This is a genomic window from Streptomyces sp. NPDC025638 (assembly GCF_055558775.1).
In genome coordinates, this window is record NZ_JBVHLX010000007.1 from 287,009 (window position 1) to 304,036 (window position 17,028).

15 protein-coding genes are annotated in these 17,028 nt (G+C 70.9%); 14 read left to right on the forward strand and 1 reads right to left on the reverse strand.

All coding sequences use genetic code 11. From position 1 onward, the window contains the following. Positions 1-170 precede the first annotated feature (170 nt). From hpnC to ACZ4EG_RS20395, 13 genes are all read left to right on the forward strand, one after another. The gene (gene hpnC / locus ACZ4EG_RS20335; RefSeq protein ID WP_467791562.1) at positions 171-1,073 is read left to right on the forward strand and encodes a squalene synthase HpnC; all 903 of its coding nucleotides are present in this window, start codon (positions 171-173) and stop codon (positions 1,071-1,073) included. Further along, positions 1,070-2,023, forward strand: coding sequence for a presqualene diphosphate synthase HpnD (gene hpnD / locus ACZ4EG_RS20340; protein ID WP_467791563.1), 954 nt, complete (start codon positions 1,070-1,072; stop codon positions 2,021-2,023). The genes hpnC and hpnD overlap by 4 nt, the downstream gene beginning before the upstream one ends. Next, entirely contained in the window at positions 2,023-2,163 is a 141-nt protein-coding gene (locus ACZ4EG_RS20345; protein ID WP_390705552.1) for a DUF6380 family protein, read from the forward strand. The genes hpnD and ACZ4EG_RS20345 overlap by 1 nt, the downstream gene beginning before the upstream one ends. After that, a complete protein-coding gene (gene hpnE / locus ACZ4EG_RS20350) occupies positions 2,160-3,587 on the forward strand; it encodes a hydroxysqualene dehydroxylase HpnE (RefSeq protein ID WP_467791564.1) in 1,428 nt (475 codons plus the stop codon). The genes ACZ4EG_RS20345 and hpnE overlap by 4 nt, the downstream gene beginning before the upstream one ends. A gap of 68 nt (positions 3,588-3,655) precedes the next feature. Further along, the gene (locus tag ACZ4EG_RS20355; protein WP_453546792.1) at positions 3,656-4,720 is read left to right on the forward strand and encodes a polyprenyl synthetase family protein; all 1,065 of its coding nucleotides are present in this window, start codon (positions 3,656-3,658) and stop codon (positions 4,718-4,720) included. Between the two features lie 118 nt (positions 4,721-4,838). Continuing rightward, positions 4,839-6,884: a squalene--hopene cyclase gene (gene shc / locus ACZ4EG_RS20360; RefSeq protein WP_467791565.1), complete on the forward strand. Its 2,046-nt coding sequence runs from the start codon at positions 4,839-4,841 to the stop codon at positions 6,882-6,884. Next, on the forward strand, positions 6,884-7,525 hold the full coding sequence (locus tag ACZ4EG_RS20365; RefSeq protein WP_467791566.1) for a 5'-methylthioadenosine/S-adenosylhomocysteine nucleosidase family protein: 642 nt from the start codon (positions 6,884-6,886) through the stop codon (positions 7,523-7,525). Before shc ends, ACZ4EG_RS20365 begins: the two co-directional genes overlap by 1 nt. Before the next feature lie 5 nt (positions 7,526-7,530). Then, complete coding sequence (gene hpnH / locus ACZ4EG_RS20370) at positions 7,531-8,556, forward strand: adenosyl-hopene transferase HpnH (RefSeq protein WP_363298584.1); 1,026 nt, start codon at positions 7,531-7,533, stop codon at positions 8,554-8,556. Positions 8,557-8,560: 4 nt separating this feature from the next. After that, the gene (ispG, locus tag ACZ4EG_RS20375) at positions 8,561-9,718 is read left to right on the forward strand and encodes a flavodoxin-dependent (E)-4-hydroxy-3-methylbut-2-enyl-diphosphate synthase (protein WP_467791567.1); all 1,158 of its coding nucleotides are present in this window, start codon (positions 8,561-8,563) and stop codon (positions 9,716-9,718) included. A gap of 28 nt (positions 9,719-9,746) precedes the next feature. Continuing rightward, complete coding sequence (gene dxs / locus ACZ4EG_RS20380) at positions 9,747-11,675, forward strand: 1-deoxy-D-xylulose-5-phosphate synthase (RefSeq protein WP_467791568.1); 1,929 nt, start codon at positions 9,747-9,749, stop codon at positions 11,673-11,675. Then, the gene (locus ACZ4EG_RS20385; RefSeq protein ID WP_467791569.1) at positions 11,672-13,057 is read left to right on the forward strand and encodes an aspartate aminotransferase family protein; all 1,386 of its coding nucleotides are present in this window, start codon (positions 11,672-11,674) and stop codon (positions 13,055-13,057) included. The genes dxs and ACZ4EG_RS20385 overlap by 4 nt, the downstream gene beginning before the upstream one ends. Positions 13,058-13,144: 87 nt before the next feature. Beyond that, positions 13,145-13,792 carry a helix-turn-helix domain-containing protein gene (locus ACZ4EG_RS20390; protein WP_453545431.1) on the forward strand — a complete coding sequence of 216 codons (648 nt, stop codon included), beginning with the start codon at positions 13,145-13,147 and terminating at the stop codon, positions 13,790-13,792. After that, entirely contained in the window at positions 13,789-13,911 is a 123-nt protein-coding gene (locus tag ACZ4EG_RS20395; RefSeq protein ID WP_453545433.1) for a DUF6126 family protein, read from the forward strand. Before ACZ4EG_RS20390 ends, ACZ4EG_RS20395 begins: the two co-directional genes overlap by 4 nt. Before the next feature lie 27 nt (positions 13,912-13,938). On the opposite strand, the gene ACZ4EG_RS20400 is transcribed toward ACZ4EG_RS20395, so the two are convergent. Further along, entirely contained in the window at positions 13,939-14,736 is a 798-nt protein-coding gene (locus ACZ4EG_RS20400) for a tyrosine-protein phosphatase (RefSeq protein ID WP_453545435.1), read from the reverse strand. A gap of 172 nt (positions 14,737-14,908) precedes the next feature. Here ACZ4EG_RS20400 and ACZ4EG_RS20405 point away from each other — a divergent pair, with 172 nt between their 5' ends. Beyond that, the gene (locus ACZ4EG_RS20405; RefSeq protein ID WP_467791570.1) at positions 14,909-16,981 is read left to right on the forward strand and encodes an alpha-galactosidase; all 2,073 of its coding nucleotides are present in this window, start codon (positions 14,909-14,911) and stop codon (positions 16,979-16,981) included. Positions 16,982-17,028 lie beyond the last annotated feature (47 nt).

Genomic DNA, 17,028 nt, shown 5'->3' on the forward strand with positions numbered 1-17,028 from the left:
GCGATAATACGCGACACCCACCGTCAGGGGCGCTCCACCGACGGCGAGGCGGCGTGTCCGAAATAGTGTGTATTGGGTCGGCAGTGTAGAACGGGAGATGTGACGGCAATGGCTACGGAAACTCCCCAGCTCAACGCAGCATGTGCCGTCCACGCCCCGGGCAGCGTGCGGTGACGGCGACCGGTACGCCGCGCACCCTGGATCCCGAGCGCGGCACCCTCGACAAGGCCGCGGACGAGAACTTCCCGGTGGCCCCATTCTTCCTGCCCAGGGCCTGGCGCGACGACCTCATGGCGGTGTACGGCTTCGCGCGTCTCGTCGACGACATCGGCGACGGCGACCTGGCACCCGGCGGCGCCGACGCCCGTCTGCTCGGCGTGTCGCCCGCACAGGCCGAGGACCGCCTGCTGCTCCTCGACGCCTTCGAGGCCGATCTGCACCGCGTGTTCGACTCCACCCCGCACCACCCCCTGCTGCGCCGCCTCCAGCCGACGGTCCGCCGGCGCTCCCTCACCCCCGGGCCCTTCCTCGGCCTGATCGCGGCCAACCGCCAGGACCAGCTCGTCAAGCGGTACGAGACCTACGACGACTTGCTTGCCTACTGCGAGCTGTCCGCCAACCCCGTCGGCCGCCTCGTCCTCGCCGTCACCGGAACCTCGACCCCCGAGCGGATCCGCCTCTCCGACTCGATCTGCACGGCCCTCCAGATCGTCGAACACCTTCAGGACGTCGCCGAGGACCTCGGCCGCGACCGGATCTATCTGCCCGCCGAGGACATGAAACGCTTTCAGGTCCAGGAGGCGGATCTCGCCACGACAACCGCGAGCGCATCGGTGCGCGCACTGGTTGCATACGAATCAGAACGCGCCCGCGGTCTCCTGAATGAAGGCGCCCCCCTGGTGGGTAGCGTCCACGGCAGGTTGAGGCTGCTGCTCGCGGGGTTCGTGGCGGGGGGAAGGGCGGCGATCCGCGCGATCGCCGCCGCCGAATACGACGTACTTCCCGGCCCGCCCAAGCCCGGCAAGGTCCAGCTGCTGCGCGAGGTGGGCGTGTCTCTGCGAGGAGAGGGGTGATCCGGACCGTGGAGTCTCCGCCACGCGTGTCCTCACCGGTACTCGCCGCCTACAGCTACTGCGAGGCCGTCACCGGGCAGCAGGCCCGTAATTTCGCGTACGGCATCAGACTGCTGCCGACGCCCAAGCGCCGCGCGATGTCGGCGCTGTACGCCTTTTCCCGGCGCGTCGACGACATCGGCGACGGCGCGCTGGCGGACGAGGTCAAGGTCGCGCGCCTGGAGGACACCCGGGCCCTGCTCGCCCGGATCCGCGAGGGCGCGGTCGGCGAGGACGACACCGACCCGGTCGCCGTCGCCCTCACGCACGCCGCCCGGGCCTTCCCGGTCCCGCTGGGCGGCCTGGACGAACTCATCGACGGCGTCCTCATGGACGTACGCGGCGAGCACTATGAGACCTGGGACGACCTGAAGGTCTACTGCCGTTGTGTGGCCGGCGCCATCGGGCGGCTCTCCCTCGGCGTGTTCGGCACGGAAGAGGGGGCGCGCGGTGTCGAGCGCGCACCCGAGTACGCCGACACCCTCGGTCTCGCGCTGCAGCTCACCAACATTCTCAGAGACGTCCGCGAGGACGCCGAGGGCGGCCGTACCTATCTGCCCGCCGACGACCTCGCGAAGTTCGGCTGCTCGGCCGGGTTCAACGGACCGACACCACCGGAGGGCTCCGACTTCGCGGGCCTCGTGCACTTCGAAGTGCGACGGGCCCGTGCCCTTTTCGCCGAGGGCTACCGGCTGCTCCCCATGCTCGACCGGCGCAGCGGTGCCTGCGTCGCCGCCATGGCCGGCATCTACCGCCGTCTGCTCGACCGCATCGAGCGCGACCCGGAGGCCGTGCTGCGCGGCCGGGTCTCGCTGCCCGGACGCGAGAAGGCCTATGTCGCCGTGCGCGGCCTGTCCGGCCTCGACACCCGTCGGCACGCGTCCCGGCGGACCGTCAGGAGGCGCGCCTGATGGACAATACGGTCCAAGGTGACTCCACCGGAGAAAAACGGCACGCAACCCTCCGGTGCGGTGCGGCGTCCCTGACTGCGACGGCCTGCCGTGCACTGTTCAACCACCACGGCGGGCACGCACGGGAGGACGCGCGATGAACGACGGCAGGCAGGCCGACGAGCCGCACGCCGGCACGCCGGGGGGCACCGGGCGCAGTGCCGTCGTGGTCGGCGGCGGACTGGCCGGGATCACGTCCGCGCTCGCGCTCGCCGACGCGGGCGTCCGCGTCACCCTGCTCGAAGGCAGGCCGCGCCTGGGCGGGCTCGCCTTCTCCTTCCGGCGCGGCGAGCTGACCGTCGACAACGGCCAGCATGTGTACCTGCGCTGCTGCACCGCCTACCGCTGGTTCCTCGACCGCATCGAGGGCACGGCGCTGGCACCACTGCAGGATCGTCTCGACGTGCCCGTTCTCGACGTCGCCAAGCCCGAGGGCCGACGGCTCGGGAGGCTGCGGCGCGACGCCCTGCCCGTGCCCCTGCATCTGGGCCGGAGCCTGGCCACCTACCCGCATCTCTCGCTCGCCGAGCGGGCCAACGTGGGGCGTGCCGCGCTCGCGCTCAAGGGGCTCGACCTCACCGATCCGACGCTGGACACGCAGGACTTCGGCAGCTGGCTGGCCGGGCGCGGCCAGTCGGCGCGTGCCGTCGAGGCCCTGTGGGACCTGGTCGGGGTCGCCACCCTCAACGCGGTCGCGGGCGACGCCTCGCTGGGGCTCGCCGCGATGGTGTTCAAGACCGGTCTGCTGTCCGACCCGGGCGCGGCCGACATCGGCTGGGCGCACGTCCCGCTGGGCGAACTGCATGACCGCCTCGCCCGCAAGGCGCTCGACTCCGCGGGCGTCCGTACCGAGGTCCGTACACGCGTCACCTCCGTCTTCATCAACGAAAACGGGAGTTGGAGCGTTCAGGTTCCCGGCGAGACGCTGGAGACGGACGCCGTCGTCCTCGCCGTACCGCAGCGCGAGACCCACGAGCTGCTGCCGCCCGGCGCCCTCGACGCCCCCGAGAACCTGCTGGCGATCGGCACCGCGCCGATCCTCAACCTCCATGTCGTCTACGACCGCAAGGTGCTCGCCAAGCCGTTCTTCGCGGCCCTCGGCACCCCGGTGCAGTGGGTCTTCGACCGCACCGAGGCGTCCGGGCTGCGCACCGGCCAGTACCTCGCCCTGTCCCAGTCCGCCGCGCAGGACGAGATCGACGAGCCGGTCGCCGTGCTGCGCGAGCGCTATCTGCCCGAGCTGGAACGCCTGCTGCCCGCCGCCCGCGGCGCGCGGGTGCAGGACTTCTTCGTGACCCGGGAGCGCGCCGCGACGTTCGCTCCCACCCCCGGCGTCGGGCGGCTGCGGCCCGGCGCCCGCACCAAGGCTCCCGGCCTGTACCTGGCCGGAGCGTGGACCGCCACAGGGTGGCCCGCGACCATGGAGAGTGCGGTCCGCAGCGGAGTGAGTGCGGCCGACGCCGCGCTGAGCGCCCTGGGCCGGCCCCGCCCCAGCCACCTCTTCGACTTCGAGGAGGCGGCGTGATGCTCGATCAGCACCCGGCAGGCCCCCGCACCCCCGGTACCGCAACAAGAGGAGAGACTGTGCCCACTGTGCCCCCGGCCTCGAAGGCCGCTCGCGAGACCGCGGTGGACGTGACCGCGCTCCTGGAGCGCGGTCGGACCCTGGCCACACCGGTACTGCGGGCAGCCGTCGACCGGCTGGCCCCTCCCATGGACACCGTCGCCGCCTACCACTTCGGCTGGATCGACGCGCAGGGCAACCCCGCCGACGGCGACGGCGGCAAGGCCGTACGCCCCGCCCTCGCCGTGCTCTCCGCCGAGGTCACCGGCGCCGCCCCCGAGGCCGGCATCCCCGGCGCGGTCGCCGTCGAACTGGTCCACAACTTCTCGCTCCTGCACGACGACCTGATGGACGGCGACGAACAGCGCCGCCACCGCGACACCGTCTGGAAGGTACACGGCCCCGCCCAGGCCATCCTGGTCGGCGACGCCCTGTTCGCCCTGGCCAACGAGATCCTCCTGGAGCTCGGCACCGTCGAGGCCGGCCGCGCCACCCGCCGGCTGACCACCGCCACCCGCGCCCTGATCGACGGTCAGGCGCAGGACATCTCCTACGAGCACCGCGACCGCGTCAGCGTCGAGGAGTGCCTGGAGATGGAGGGCAACAAGACCGGTGCGCTGCTGGCCTGCGCCAGCTCCATCGGCGCGGTGCTCGGCGGCGCCGACGACCGCACCGCCGACACCCTGGAGAAGTACGGCTACCACCTCGGCCTCGCCTTCCAGGCCGTCGACGACCTGCTCGGCATCTGGGGCGACCCGGAGGCCACCGGCAAGCAGACCTGGAGCGACCTGCGCCAGCGCAAGAAGTCCCTGCCGGTCGTCGCCGCGCTCGCGGCCGGCGGACCCGCCTCCGAGCGGCTCGGCGAGATGCTCGCCGCCGACGCCAAGAGCAGCGACTTCGAGAACTTCTCCGAGGAGGAGTTCGCGGCCCGTGCCGCCCTCATCGAGGAGGCGGGCGGCCGCGAGTGGACCGCCGAAGAGGCACGCCGCCAGTACACCATCGCCATCGAAGCCCTCGACGCCGTCGACATGCCCACCCCGGTACGGGACCGGTTCGCGGCGCTCGCCGACTTCGTCGTCGTACGAAAGAGATGATCACTATCGGTCGAATAACCCTCGCGTAGTCGCCGGCCGGTGACGCGAGATCCGACGCGTACCGGCCGACGGCGGACCCACAGCAGCACGACTCGTACGACTGCACGAAGGGGAAGCCATGACAGCGACGACCGACGGAAGCACCGGGGCCGCCTTGCCGCCCCGGGCCGCCGCGGCCAGCGAAACCGACATCACCACATCCGTGGCGGCCGGGGTACAAGAAGCCGCCGAACGCGCCGTCGGGCTCGCCACCGACTTCCTGCTCTCCCGGCAGGACGCGGAGGGCTGGTGGAAGGGCGACCTCGAGACCAACGTCACGATGGATGCCGAGGACCTGCTGCTCCGTCAGTTCCTGGGCATCCGCGACGAGGCGACGACCCAAGCCGCCGCGCTCTTCATCCGCGGCGAGCAGCGCGCGGACGGCACCTGGGCCACGTTTCACGGCGGCCCCGGTGAACTCTCCACCACCATCGAAGCCTATGTCGCGCTCCGCCTGGCGGGCGACGCGCCCGACGAGCCCCACATGGCCCGCGCCTCCGCCTGGATCCGCGAGCGGGGCGGCATCGCGTCCGCCCGGGTCTTCACCCGGATCTGGCTGGCCCTGTTCGGCTGGTGGAAGTGGGAGGACCTGCCCGAACTCCCGCCGGAGCTGATCTACTTCCCCAAGTGGATGCCGCTCAACATCTACGACTTCGGCTGCTGGGCCCGGCAGACCATCGTGCCGCTCACCATCGTCTCCGCGAAGCGCCCGGTGCGGCCCGCGCCCTTCCCGCTCGACGAACTGCACACCGACCCGGACCGTCCGAACCCGCAAAGGCCCCTCGCCCCGGCCGCGAGCTGGGACGGTGTCTTCCAGCGGCTGGACAGGGCGCTGCACCGGGCGCGCCGGGTCGTACCGCGCAAGCTGCGCCGGGCCGCGATGAACTCAGCCGCCCGCTGGATCGTCGAGCGGCAGGAGAACGACGGCTGCTGGGGCGGCATCCAGCCGCCCGCCGTGTACTCGGTGATCGCGCTGTACCTGCTCGGCTACGACCTCGAACACCCGGTGATGCGTGCGGGACTGGAGTCGCTGGACCGGTACGCCGTGTGGCGCGAGGACGGCGCCCGGATGATCGAGGCCTGCCAGTCCCCGGTGTGGGACACCTGCCTGGCGACCATCGCGCTCGCCGACGCCGGGCTCCCCGCCGATCACCCGCAGCTCGTCAAGGCCGCCGACTGGATGCTCGGCGAACAGGTCGTCCGGCCCGGTGACTGGTCCGTACGGCGGCCCGGACTCCCGCCGGGCGGCTGGGCGTTCGAGTTCCACAACGACAACTACCCCGACATCGACGACACCGCCGAGGTGATCCTCGCCCTGCGCCGGGTCCGGCACCACGACCCGGAGCGGGTGGAGAAGGCGATCACGCGCGGAGTGCGCTGGGAAGTCGGCATGCAGTCCCGCAACGGGGCCTGGGGCGCCTTCGACGCCGACAACACCAGCCCGTTCCCCAACCGGCTGCCGTTCTGCGACTTCGGTGAGGTCGTCGACCCGCCCTCGGCCGACGTCACCGCGCATGTCGTCGAGATGCTCGCGGTCGAGGGACTCTCCCACGACCCGCGCACCCGGCGCGGCATCGAGTGGCTGCTGGCCGAACAGGAGCCGGACGGCTCGTGGTTCGGCCGCTGGGGCGTCAACTACGTCTACGGCACCGGGGCCGTGGTGCCCGCGCTGACCACCGCCGGGCTCCCCGCCTCCCACCGGGCGATCCGCCGGGCCGTCACCTGGCTGGAGAGCGTCCAGAACGACGACGGCGGCTGGGGCGAGGACCTGCGCTCCTACAAGCACGTCAAGGAGTGGAGCGGCCGCGGCGCCTCCACCGCCTCGCAGACCGCGTGGGCGCTGATGGCGCTGCTCGCGGCGGGGGAGAAGGACTCCAAGGCCGTCGAGCGCGGCATCCAGTGGCTGGCCGAGACCCAGCGGGAGGACGGCTCCTGGGACGAGCCGTACTTCACCGGCACCGGATTCCCCTGGGACTTCTCCATCAACTACCACCTCTACCGGCAGGTCTTCCCGCTCACCGCCCTCGGCCGCTATGTGCACGGCGAGCCCTTCGCCGACCAGCACACCGCCAAGCCCGCCGAGAAGCTCGCCGAGCAGCGCCTCGCCGAGGCCAAGGGGAGCTGATGAACGCACAGCCCGCCCCGGCCCCGCTGCTGATCGCCTGCGCGCTCGGCATCGAGCGGCTCGCCCTGCGCACCCGCGACCACGGCGGAGCTGGCGGGCCCGTCACCGTCCTGCGCACCGGCATGGGACCCGAGGCGGCGGAGCGCTCCGTCAGCCGCCTGCTGGCCGACCCGGCGTTCGCCGGCGCGGCCGTCCTGGCCACCGGCTTCTGCGCGGGACTCGCCCCCGGCATGCACCCCGGCGACCTGGTCGTCGCCGAGGAGACCCGGGACCCGCGGGGAAACGTCCCGTGCGTGGGCACCGACCTGCTCGTCGAGGAACTCGTGCGCACCGCGCCCGGGCGCACCGTCCACACCGGGCCCCTCACCGGCTCCGACCATGTCGTCCGCGGTCAGGAACGCTCCGACCTGCGCGCGACCGGCGCGATCGCCGTCGACATGGAGTCGGCGGCGACGCTGGTGAGCGCTGTCCGCGCAGGCGAGCGCCCGGTTGCGGCCGTACGGGTGGTCGTGGACGCACCAGAACATGAACTCGTCCGGATCGGCACGGTGCGCGGTGGAATATCGGCTTTCCGCGTCCTTCGTTCAGTGATTCCCGCTTTCTTCGAATGGCACCGTTCTTTGCTGCTCCCCCGGAGGTGAGCCAGATGGCCATGCCGCTGCGTCAATCCATCAAGGTCGCTACATACCTGTTCGAACAGAAACTGCGGAAGCGGGACAAGTTCGCGCTGCTGGTGGAGCTGGAACCGTTGTTCGCCTGCAATCTCAAGTGCGAGGGCTGCGGCAAGATCCAGCATCCGGCGGGCATCCTCAAGCAGCGCATGCCCGTCGCCCAGGCCGTGGGAGCGGTGCTGGAGTCCGGTGCCCCGATGGTGTCCATCGCCGGCGGCGAGCCGCTGATGCACCCCCAGATCGACGAGATCGTACGGCAGTTGGTGGCCCGGAAGAAGTTCGTCTTCCTCTGCACCAACGCACTGCTGATGCGCAAGCACATGGACAGGTTCAAGCCCTCGCCCTACTTCGCCTGGGCGGTGCACATCGACGGGCTGCGGGAGCGGCACGACGCCTCGGTGGCCAAGGAGGGCACCTTCGACGAGGCGGTGGAGGCCATCAAGGAGGCCAAGCGGCGCGGCTTCCGGGTGACCACCAACTCGACCTTCTTCAACACCGACACCCCCCAGACCGTCGTCGAGGTGCTGAACTTCCTCAACGACGACCTGCAGGTCGACGAGATGATGCTCTCGCCCGCCTACGCCTACGAGAAGGCTCCCGACCAGGAGCACTTCCTCGGCGTCCAGCAGACCCGTGAGCTGTTCAAGAAGGCCTTCGCGGGCGGCAACCGCCGGCGCTGGAGGCTCAACCAGAGCCCGCTCTTCCTGGACTTCCTGGAGGGCAAGGTCGACTTCCCGTGCACGGCGTGGGCGATCCCGAGCTACTCGCTCTTCGGCTGGCAGAAGCCCTGCTATCTGATGAGCGACGGCTATGTGGCCACGTACAAGCAGCTGTTGGAGGAGACCGACTGGGACGCGTACGGCCGCGGCAAGGACCCGCGGTGCGCCAACTGCATGGCGCACTGCGGCTACGAGCCGACCGCCGTCCTGGCCACCATGGGCTCCCTGAAGGAGTCGCTGCGGGCCGCCCGCGAGACCATGACCAGCGGAAAGCAGAAGTGATGTGATGACCGCCATTCCCTTGGGCGTCCCCGAGGTACCGGCCCGGCCGATCGCCGAGCGGCGCGCGTCGCGGCAGATCCATGTCGGGCCGGTGGCGGTCGGGGGCGGGGCCCCGGTGTCGGTGCAGTCGATGACGACGACCCGTACGTCGGACATCGGCGCCACCCTTCAGCAGATCGCGGAACTGACCGCGTCCGGCTGCCAGATCGTGCGCGTCGCCTGCCCGACCCAGGACGACGCGGACGCCCTCGCGACCATCGCCCGCAAGTCGCGGATCCCGGTGATCGCGGACATCCACTTCCAGCCGAAGTACGTGTTCGCGGCCATCGAGGCCGGCTGTGCTGCCGTGCGGGTGAACCCCGGCAACATCAAGAAGTTCGACGACCAGGTGAAGGAGATCGCGCGGGCCGCCAAGGACCGCGGCACGCCGGTCCGTATCGGGGTCAACGCCGGCTCGCTGGACCGCCGGCTGCTCCAGAAGTACGGCAGGGCCACCCCCGAGGCGCTGGTGGAGAGCGCCCTGTGGGAGGCGTCCCTCTTCGAGGAGCACGGCTTCAGGGACATCAAGATCTCCGTCAAGCACAACGACCCGGTGGTGATGGTCGAGGCGTACCGGCAGCTCGCGGCGCAGTGCGACTACCCGCTGCACCTGGGCGTCACGGAGGCGGGCCCGGCCTTCCAGGGCACCATCAAGTCGGCGGTCGCCTTCGGCGCGCTGCTCTCGCGGGGCATCGGCGACACGATCCGGGTGTCCCTGTCGGCGCCGCCCGCCGAGGAGGTCAAGGTCGGCATCCAGATCCTGGAGTCGCTGAACCTCCGGCCGCGGCGGCTGGAGATCGTGTCGTGCCCGTCCTGCGGACGCGCCCAGGTCGACGTCTACAAGCTGGCGGACGAGGTCACGGCGGGCCTGGAGGGGATGGAAGTGCCGCTGCGCGTGGCGGTCATGGGGTGCGTGGTCAACGGCCCCGGCGAGGCGCGCGAGGCGGACCTGGGGGTGGCCTCCGGCAACGGCAAGGGCCAGATCTTCGTCAAGGGCGAGGTCATCAAGACCGTGCCCGAGTCCAAGATCGTGGAGACCCTCATCGAGGAGGCGATGAAGATCGCCGAACAGATGGAGCAGGACGGCGTCGGGTCCGGAGAGCCCGCCGTCACCGTGAGCTGAACAGCACGGACCGAGAGGGGGCCCGAGCGTGACGATGCTGGAGAACATCCGGGGACCACGCGACCTGAAGGCGCTGTCCGAGGCGGAACTCGGTGAACTGTCCGACGAAATACGCGAGTTCCTGGTGCAGGCGGTCGCCAGGACCGGCGGCCACCTCGGGCCCAACCTGGGCGTGGTGGAACTGACCGTCGCGCTCCACCGGGTCTTCGAGTCACCGGTCGACCGCATCCTCTGGGACACCGGCCACCAGAGCTATGTCCACAAGCTTCTGACAGGGCGTCAGGACTTCTCCAAGCTGCGCGGCAAGGGTGGCCTGTCCGGCTATCCCTCGCGCGAGGAGTCCGAGCACGACGTCATCGAGAACAGCCATGCCTCCACCGCGCTCGGCTGGGCCGACGGGCTGGCCAAGGCCCGCCAGGTGCAGGGGGAGAAGGGCCATGTCGTCGCGGTCATCGGCGACGGCGCGCTCACCGGCGGCATGGCCTGGGAGGCGCTGAACAACATCGCCGCCGCGAAGGACCGGCCGCTGATCATCGTCGTCAACGACAACGAGCGGTCCTATGCGCCGACCATCGGCGGCCTCGCCAACCATCTGGCCACCCTGCGCACGACCGACAGCTACGAAAAGGTGCTGGCCTGGGGCAAGGACGTACTGCTGCGGACACCGGTGGTCGGGAACACCCTCTACGAGTCCCTGCACGGCGCGAAGAAGGGGTTCAAGGACGCCTTCGCCCCGCAGGGCATGTTCGAGGACCTGGGCCTGAAGTACGTCGGCCCCATCGACGGGCACGACATCAAGGCCGTGGAGTCGGCGCTGCGGCGCGCGAAACGCTTCCACGGCCCCGTCCTTGTCCACTGCCTCACCGAGAAGGGCCGTGGCTACGAACCCGCCCTGGCCCACGAGGAGGACCACTTCCACACCGTCGGAGTGATGGACCCGCTCACCTGCGAGCCGCTCACACCGTCGGGCGGACCCTCCTGGACCTCGGTGTTCGGCGACGAGATCGTACGCATCGGGCAGGAGCGCGACGACGTCGTGGCCATCACGGCGGCCATGCTGCACCCGGTGGGCCTCGGCAAGTTCGCCGAGCGCTTCCCCGACCGGGTGTGGGACGTCGGCATCGCCGAGCAGCACGCCACCGTGTCGGCGGCCGGCCTCGCGACCGGCGGCCTGCACCCCGTCGTCGCCGTCTACGCCACCTTCCTCAACCGCGCCTTCGACCAGCTCCTGATGGATGTGGCGCTGCACCGCTGCGGGGTGACCTTCGTCCTCGACCGGGCCGGCGTCACCGGCGTCGACGGGGCCTCCCACAACGGCATGTGGGACATGTCGATCCTCCAGGTCGTCCCCGGTCTGAGGATCGCCGCCCCGCGCGACGCCGCCCAGCTGCGCGCCCAGCTGCGCGAGGCGGTGGCGGTCGACGACGCGCCCACCCTGGTGCGCTTCCCCAAGGAGTCGGTGGGCCCCGAGATCCCGGCGGTCGACCGCGTCGGCGGCCTGGACGTCCTGCACCGCGGCGAGCGTCCCGAGGTGCTGCTGGTGGCCGTCGGCGTCATGGCGCCGGTCTGCCTCCAGGCCGCCGAGCTGCTGCGGGCGCGCGGCATCGGCTGCACCGTCGTCGACCCCCGGTGGGTCAAGCCCGTCGACCCGGCCCTGCCGGGCCTCGCCGCCGAGCACCGGCTGGTGGCCGTCGTCGAGGACAACAGCCGCGCGGGCGGGGTCGGCGCCGCCGTGGCACTGGCACTCGGCGACGCCGATGTCGACGTACCGGTGCGGCGGTTCGGCATCCCGGAGCAGTTCCTCGCGCACGCCAAGCGCGGTGAGGTGCTGGCCGACATCGGCCTCACGCCCGTCGAGGTCGCCGGACGGATCGGCGCGAGCCTGGCCGTCCAGGACATGGGGGACACGGCCGCCGTCAAGGACCTGGGGGGCACAGTCAAGGAGAGAGCTGAATGACCAGGGAGTTCGACCTCGGCGCGCTCCTGGCCGAGCGCGGAGCCGAACGCTACGAGCTGCACGCCAGGTATCTGAACCACCAGCTGCCGCGCATGCTGCACACCATCGGCTTCGACAAGGTCTACGAGCGCGCCGAGGGCGCCCACTTCTGGGACGCGGACGGCAACGACTACCTGGACATGCTCGCCGGGTTCGGGGTGATGGGCCTCGGCCGCCACCACCCCGTCGTCCGCAAGGCGCTGCACGACGTCCTCGACGCCCAGCTCGCCGACCTCACCCGCTTCGACTGCCAGCCGCTGCCCGGCCTGCTGGCCGAGCGGCTCCTCACCCACAGTCCGCACCTGGACCGGGTGTTCTTCGGCAACAGCGGTACGGAGGCCGTGGAGACCGCGCTGAAGTTCGCCCGGTACGCCACCGGCAGACCGCGGATCCTCTACTGCGACCACGCCTTCCACGGCCTGACCACCGGCTCGCTGTCGGTCAACGGGGAGAACGGCTTCCGGAACGGATTCGCCCCGCTGCTGCCCGACACGGCCGTCCCCCTCGGCGATCTCGACGCCCTGGCACGGGAACTGAAGAAGGGTGACGTCGCCGCCCTGATCGTCGAACCGATCCAGGGCAAGGGGGTGCACGAGGCCCCGCCCGGCTATCTGCGCGCCGCCCAGGAGCTGCTGCACAGGCACAAGGCGCTGCTCGTCGCCGACGAGGTGCAGACCGGACTCGGCCGGACCGGGGACTTCTACGCCTATCAGCACGAGGACGGCGTCGAACCGGACCTGGTGTGCGTGGCCAAGGCGCTGTCCGGCGGCTATGTGCCGGTCGGCGCCACCCTCGGCAAGGACTGGATCTTCAAGAAGGTCTACTCGTCCATGGACCGGGTGCTGGTCCACTCGGCGAGCTTCGGCTCCAACGCGCAGGCCATGGCCGCCGGGCTGGCCGTCCTGTCGGTCATGGAGAACGAAGCGACCGTCGCCCATGCGCGGATGATCGGCGACCACCTGAAGTCCCGGCTGGCCGCACTGGTCGACAAGTACGAACTGCTCGCCGACGTCCGCGGCCGGGGCCTGATGATCGGCATCGAGTTCGGCAGGCCGAGCTCACTGAGGCTGAAGAGCCGCTGGACCATGCTGCAGGCCGCGCGCAAGGGCCTGTTCGCGCAGATGGTCGTCGTACCGCTGCTGCAACGCCACCGCATCCTCACCCAGGTCTCCGGCGACCATCTGGAGGTGATCAAGCTGATCCCGCCGCTGGTCATCGGCGAGGCGGAGGTGGACCGCTTCGTGGACGCGTTCACCGATGTGATGGACGACGCGCACAGTGGCGGCGGCCTGATGTGGGACTTCGGCAGGACGCTGATCAAGCAGGCCGTCGCCAACCGGTGATCACCACTGTGGGCTGATCACCAGCCGGGGCTTTGCCTCTGAGGCAAGAAATTTGCCGGACAGGCAAAGCTCGGGCTGAATGGAGTCATGAGCTCCTCCGAAGCCGAGCGTCCGCCCGGCCACGGGCCCGAGCCGACGGCCGGACCGGCCGACGACCTGGCCGCCGTGGCCCCCCAGCTCCGCTCGCTGCGCCGCCGCGCCGGTCTCACCCTGGAGGCCGCGGCCCGCGCGGCCGGGCTGTCGCCCGCCCATCTCTCCCGTCTGGAGACCGGACAGCGCCAGCCTTCCCTGCCGATGCTGCTCGCACTCGCGCGCATCTACGGTACGACGGTCTCGGACCTGCTGGGCGAGACGGCCGGCGACCGGGACGCGATCGTGCGCGCCGACGACATGGAACCGACCCGGGCCGGCGGCTGGACGTACTGGCAGGCCGGCGCGTCCGGCCGTGGGATGCAGGCCCTGCGCGTCCGCGTGCCCCACGGCTCACAGGGCGACATCGTGCGCGTCCACCCCGGCGAGGAGTGGCTGTACGTCCTCAAGGGGCGGCTCCGACTGCGCCTCGGGGACACCGCGCACCTGCTCGCGCCCGGAGACGGCGCGCACTTCGACTCGCTCACCCCGCACCGCCTCGCCGCCGAGGACCACGACGGGGTCGAGCTCCTGTTCGTCCACACCCTGCTGCAGAGTCCCACGGCCACCCTGTGCCTGGGCCCGATCACCGGAGAGTTGCCATGAGCAACATGGAGGAGAAGTTCCCCCGCGCCCTGTGGATCCGTCTGATCGTCTACGGCGTCCTCGGCCACGTCCTGGCCGCCTTCATCTACCTGCTGTTCGCGGTCGGCGCCAAGGCCTGACCGGGTGGGGGCCGGGAGACACCGGCGTCAGTCGAGCAGCCGCTCGCGCAGTCGCTCCCGGTGCCCGGGGCCGAGCCCGAGGCCCTGTTCCAGGTAGACGTCGACCGTGCCCCATGTCTCCTCGACGGTTTCGAGCGCCGCCGCCAGATACTCGGCCCGGGCCTCGAACAGCGGGCTGAGCAGCTCCATCACCTCGGGGGTGTAGGCCGACTCGGCGCTGCCGCTGCGCCGCACCTTGTAGCGGCGGTGCTTGGCGTTCGACTCCAGGTAGTCGGACAGGATCGCCTCGCGGTCCACGCCCACGGCGAGCAGCGTCACGGCTATGGACAGGCCCGCGCGGTCCTTGCCCGCCGCGCAGTGCATCAGGGCCGGGACGCTGTCCTCGACCAGCGCGTGCAGCACCCGGGAGTGCTCGGCGGTGCGCTCCTTGACCATCCTGCGGTAGGAGGTGATCATCCGGTTCGCGGCCTTGCCGTCCGCGAGGATCCCGCGCAGCTGGTCGAGGTTCCCGTCGCGGACCATCTTCCAGAACTCGGCGCCGTCCGCCGGGTCGCTCAGCGGCATGTTCACGTTGCGCACGCCCGGCAGCGCCACGTCGGGGCCTTCCAGCTTCTGGTCGGCCGCGTTGCGGAAGTCGAAGATCGTGTGCAGACCCAGGGAGGAGAGGAACTCCGTGTCCTTGTCGGTCGCGTGCGCGAGATGGCCGCTGCGGAACAGCACCCCGTACCGCACCCGCCGTCCGTCCACGGTCGGCAGTCCGCCCACGTCACGGAAGTTGCGCACTCCGGCCAGCTCGGGCTCGGTCGACGGGACGTGCTGCGTCACGGTGGCTCCTCACGCTCGGGCGGCGCCGACGCGGCTCGTCGACGGGCACGCTGTCGACGATACGACATGAGTTTCCTCGGGCAATGAGTTGTCCACAGGCGTTGCCCACGACACCCCCGGCCCTTGATGATGTTTGGGCTTGCGCGGATCTGTTGGCACTTGTGAGGACTTCATGGTGGATATCGCCGAGAACGGTCGTACCTGGCTCCTGTCCGGGCCGAACAGCAGCTACGCGCTGCACCTCACCGAGGCGGACGAACTGCTCCACCTCCACTGGGGGCCGAGCATCGCGCTCGCCGACGCCGAGGCGCTCGCCGTGCGCCCGCTGCCCGACTACTGGCCCTTCGAGTCCCCGCTCGACGGCCGCGAGGAGTACCCGGTCGAGGGCGGCCCCCGCTTCGTCCGCCCCGCCCTGTCCGTACGCACCGAGGAGCGGCGCGGCACCGAGTGGACCTTCGAGGCGTACGAGACGACGGGCGACGAACTGCGGCTGCGCTTCGGGGACGCAGGGCTGGCCGTCACACTGCACTACCAGATGCGCGGGGACGTCGTCGAGCGCTGGGTGACCGTCGGCAACCAGGGGCACGCGCGCGTGGAACTGCTCCGTGCCGACCCGGCCACCTGGACCCTGCCCGACCGTGAGGGCTGGCGGCTGTCCCAGCTGCACGGCCGCTGGGCCGCCGAGTCCCTGCTGACCCGGGCCCCGCTCACCCACGGTGAGAAGGTCATCGGCAGCCGCCGCGGCCACACCGGTCACCAGCACCTGCCCTGGGTGGCGCTCGACACCGACGCCACCGAGGAGCGCGGCGAGGTGTACGGCTGCGCGCTGGGCTGGTCGGGGTCCTGGCGGATCGGGGTTGCCCAACTCCCGGACGCACGCGTGCAGATCACCGGTGGGGCCGGCTACGACGACTCGGGGCTGTTGATGCTGGCCGAGGGGGAGTCGTACACGAGTCCCGTCTTCGCGGGCCTGTGGAGCGACGGCGGCTTCGGCGGCGCGAGCCGTGCCTGGCACGCCTACCAGCGGGCGTACGTCATCCCGGACGCCGACCGGGACCGGCCGGTGCTCTTCAACTCCTGGGAGGCCACGAACTTCGACATCTCCGAGGAGCAGCAGGCGACGCTCGCGCGCCGGGCGGCTGCGATCGGCGTCGAGCTGTTCGTGGTCGACGACGGCTGGTTCGGCGCCCGCACCGGCGACCGCGCCGGACTCGGCGACTGGACGCCCAACCCCGACCGCTTCCCGAACGGCCTCAAGCCGCTCGCCGACTACGTGCACGCCCTCGGGATGCAGTTCGGCATCTGGGTCGAGCCCGAGATGGTCAACCCGGACAGCGACCTGTACCGCGCGCACCCCGACTGGGTGCAGTACCAGACGGGACGAAAGAGGACGGAACTACGCAATCAGCTCGTGCTCAATCTGGCCCGCGAGGACGTCCAGGAATACCTCTGGGAGCAGCTCGACGGTCTGCTCTCCAGTGCCCCCGTCGACTATGTGAAGTGGGACTTCAACCGCTGCTTCACCGACGCGGGCTGGCCCGGCGAACCCTATCCGCAGCGCCTGTGGGTGGACCATGTGCGCGCCCTCTACGCCCTGCTGGACCGGCTGCGGGCGGCCCACCCGGGCGTCGCGTTCGAGTCCTGCTCGGGCGGCGGCGGCCGTATCGACCTCGGCGTCATGAGCCGCACCGACCAGGTGTGGACCTCCGACAACACCGACCCGCTCGACCGTCTCCGCATCCAGCACGGCTTCAGTCAGATCCACCCGGCCCGGATCATGGCCGCCTGGGTCACCGACAGCCCGAACACCCAGCTCAACGGCAGGGTCAGCTCGCTTCGCCTTCGCTTCGTGAGCGCCATGGCCGGGGTCCTCGGGGTCGGCGGCGACCTCGCGGAGTGGACGGAGGAGGAGCTTGTCGAGGCCAAGGAGTGGGTGGAGCTCTACAAGGGCATCCGTCCGGTCGTGCAGCGCGGCGAGCAGTACCGGCTGCGGCCCCCGGAGGGCGGGCTGAGCGCGGTGCAGTATGTGCTCGGCGACGAAACGGTCGTCCTTGCCTGCCTCCAGGCTCAGCACTACGGCGAGCCGGCCCCGGCGCTGCGGCTGCGCGGTCTTGACCCGGCAGCGGCGTACGAATGCCACGAAACGGGCGAAGTGCACCGTGGTGCCGTACTGCTGCACCACGGGCTGCGCACCGGACTTCGGGGCGATCTCGACGCGGCGCTTTTCCGTCTCCGCCGGATCTGAACCATCTGCCCGAATTGGCCCCTTCGTTCAAACTCGCCCCGGAATGA

What these genes read in the sequence shown, in the direction of transcription:
- ACZ4EG_RS20385 (WP_467791569.1), top strand. Translation starts at nt 11,672, where the DNA reads ATGACCAGGGAGTTCGACCTCGGCGCGCTCCTGGCCGAGCGCGGAGCC.
- hpnH (WP_363298584.1), top strand. Translation starts at nt 7,531, where the DNA reads ATGGCCATGCCGCTGCGTCAATCCATCAAGGTCGCTACATACCTGTTC.
- ACZ4EG_RS20390 (WP_453545431.1), top strand. Translation starts at nt 13,145, where the DNA reads ATGAGCTCCTCCGAAGCCGAGCGTCCGCCCGGCCACGGGCCCGAGCCG.
- ACZ4EG_RS20365 (WP_467791566.1), top strand. Translation starts at nt 6,884, where the DNA reads ATGAACGCACAGCCCGCCCCGGCCCCGCTGCTGATCGCCTGCGCGCTC.
- ispG (WP_467791567.1), top strand. Translation starts at nt 8,561, where the DNA reads ATGACCGCCATTCCCTTGGGCGTCCCCGAGGTACCGGCCCGGCCGATC.
- shc (WP_467791565.1), top strand. Translation starts at nt 4,839, where the DNA reads ATGACAGCGACGACCGACGGAAGCACCGGGGCCGCCTTGCCGCCCCGG.
- ACZ4EG_RS20395 (WP_453545433.1), top strand. Translation starts at nt 13,789, where the DNA reads ATGAGCAACATGGAGGAGAAGTTCCCCCGCGCCCTGTGGATCCGTCTG.
- ACZ4EG_RS20345 (WP_390705552.1), top strand. Translation starts at nt 2,023, where the DNA reads ATGGACAATACGGTCCAAGGTGACTCCACCGGAGAAAAACGGCACGCA.
- hpnE (WP_467791564.1), top strand. Translation starts at nt 2,160, where the DNA reads ATGAACGACGGCAGGCAGGCCGACGAGCCGCACGCCGGCACGCCGGGG.
- ACZ4EG_RS20405 (WP_467791570.1), top strand. Translation starts at nt 14,909, where the DNA reads ATGGTGGATATCGCCGAGAACGGTCGTACCTGGCTCCTGTCCGGGCCG.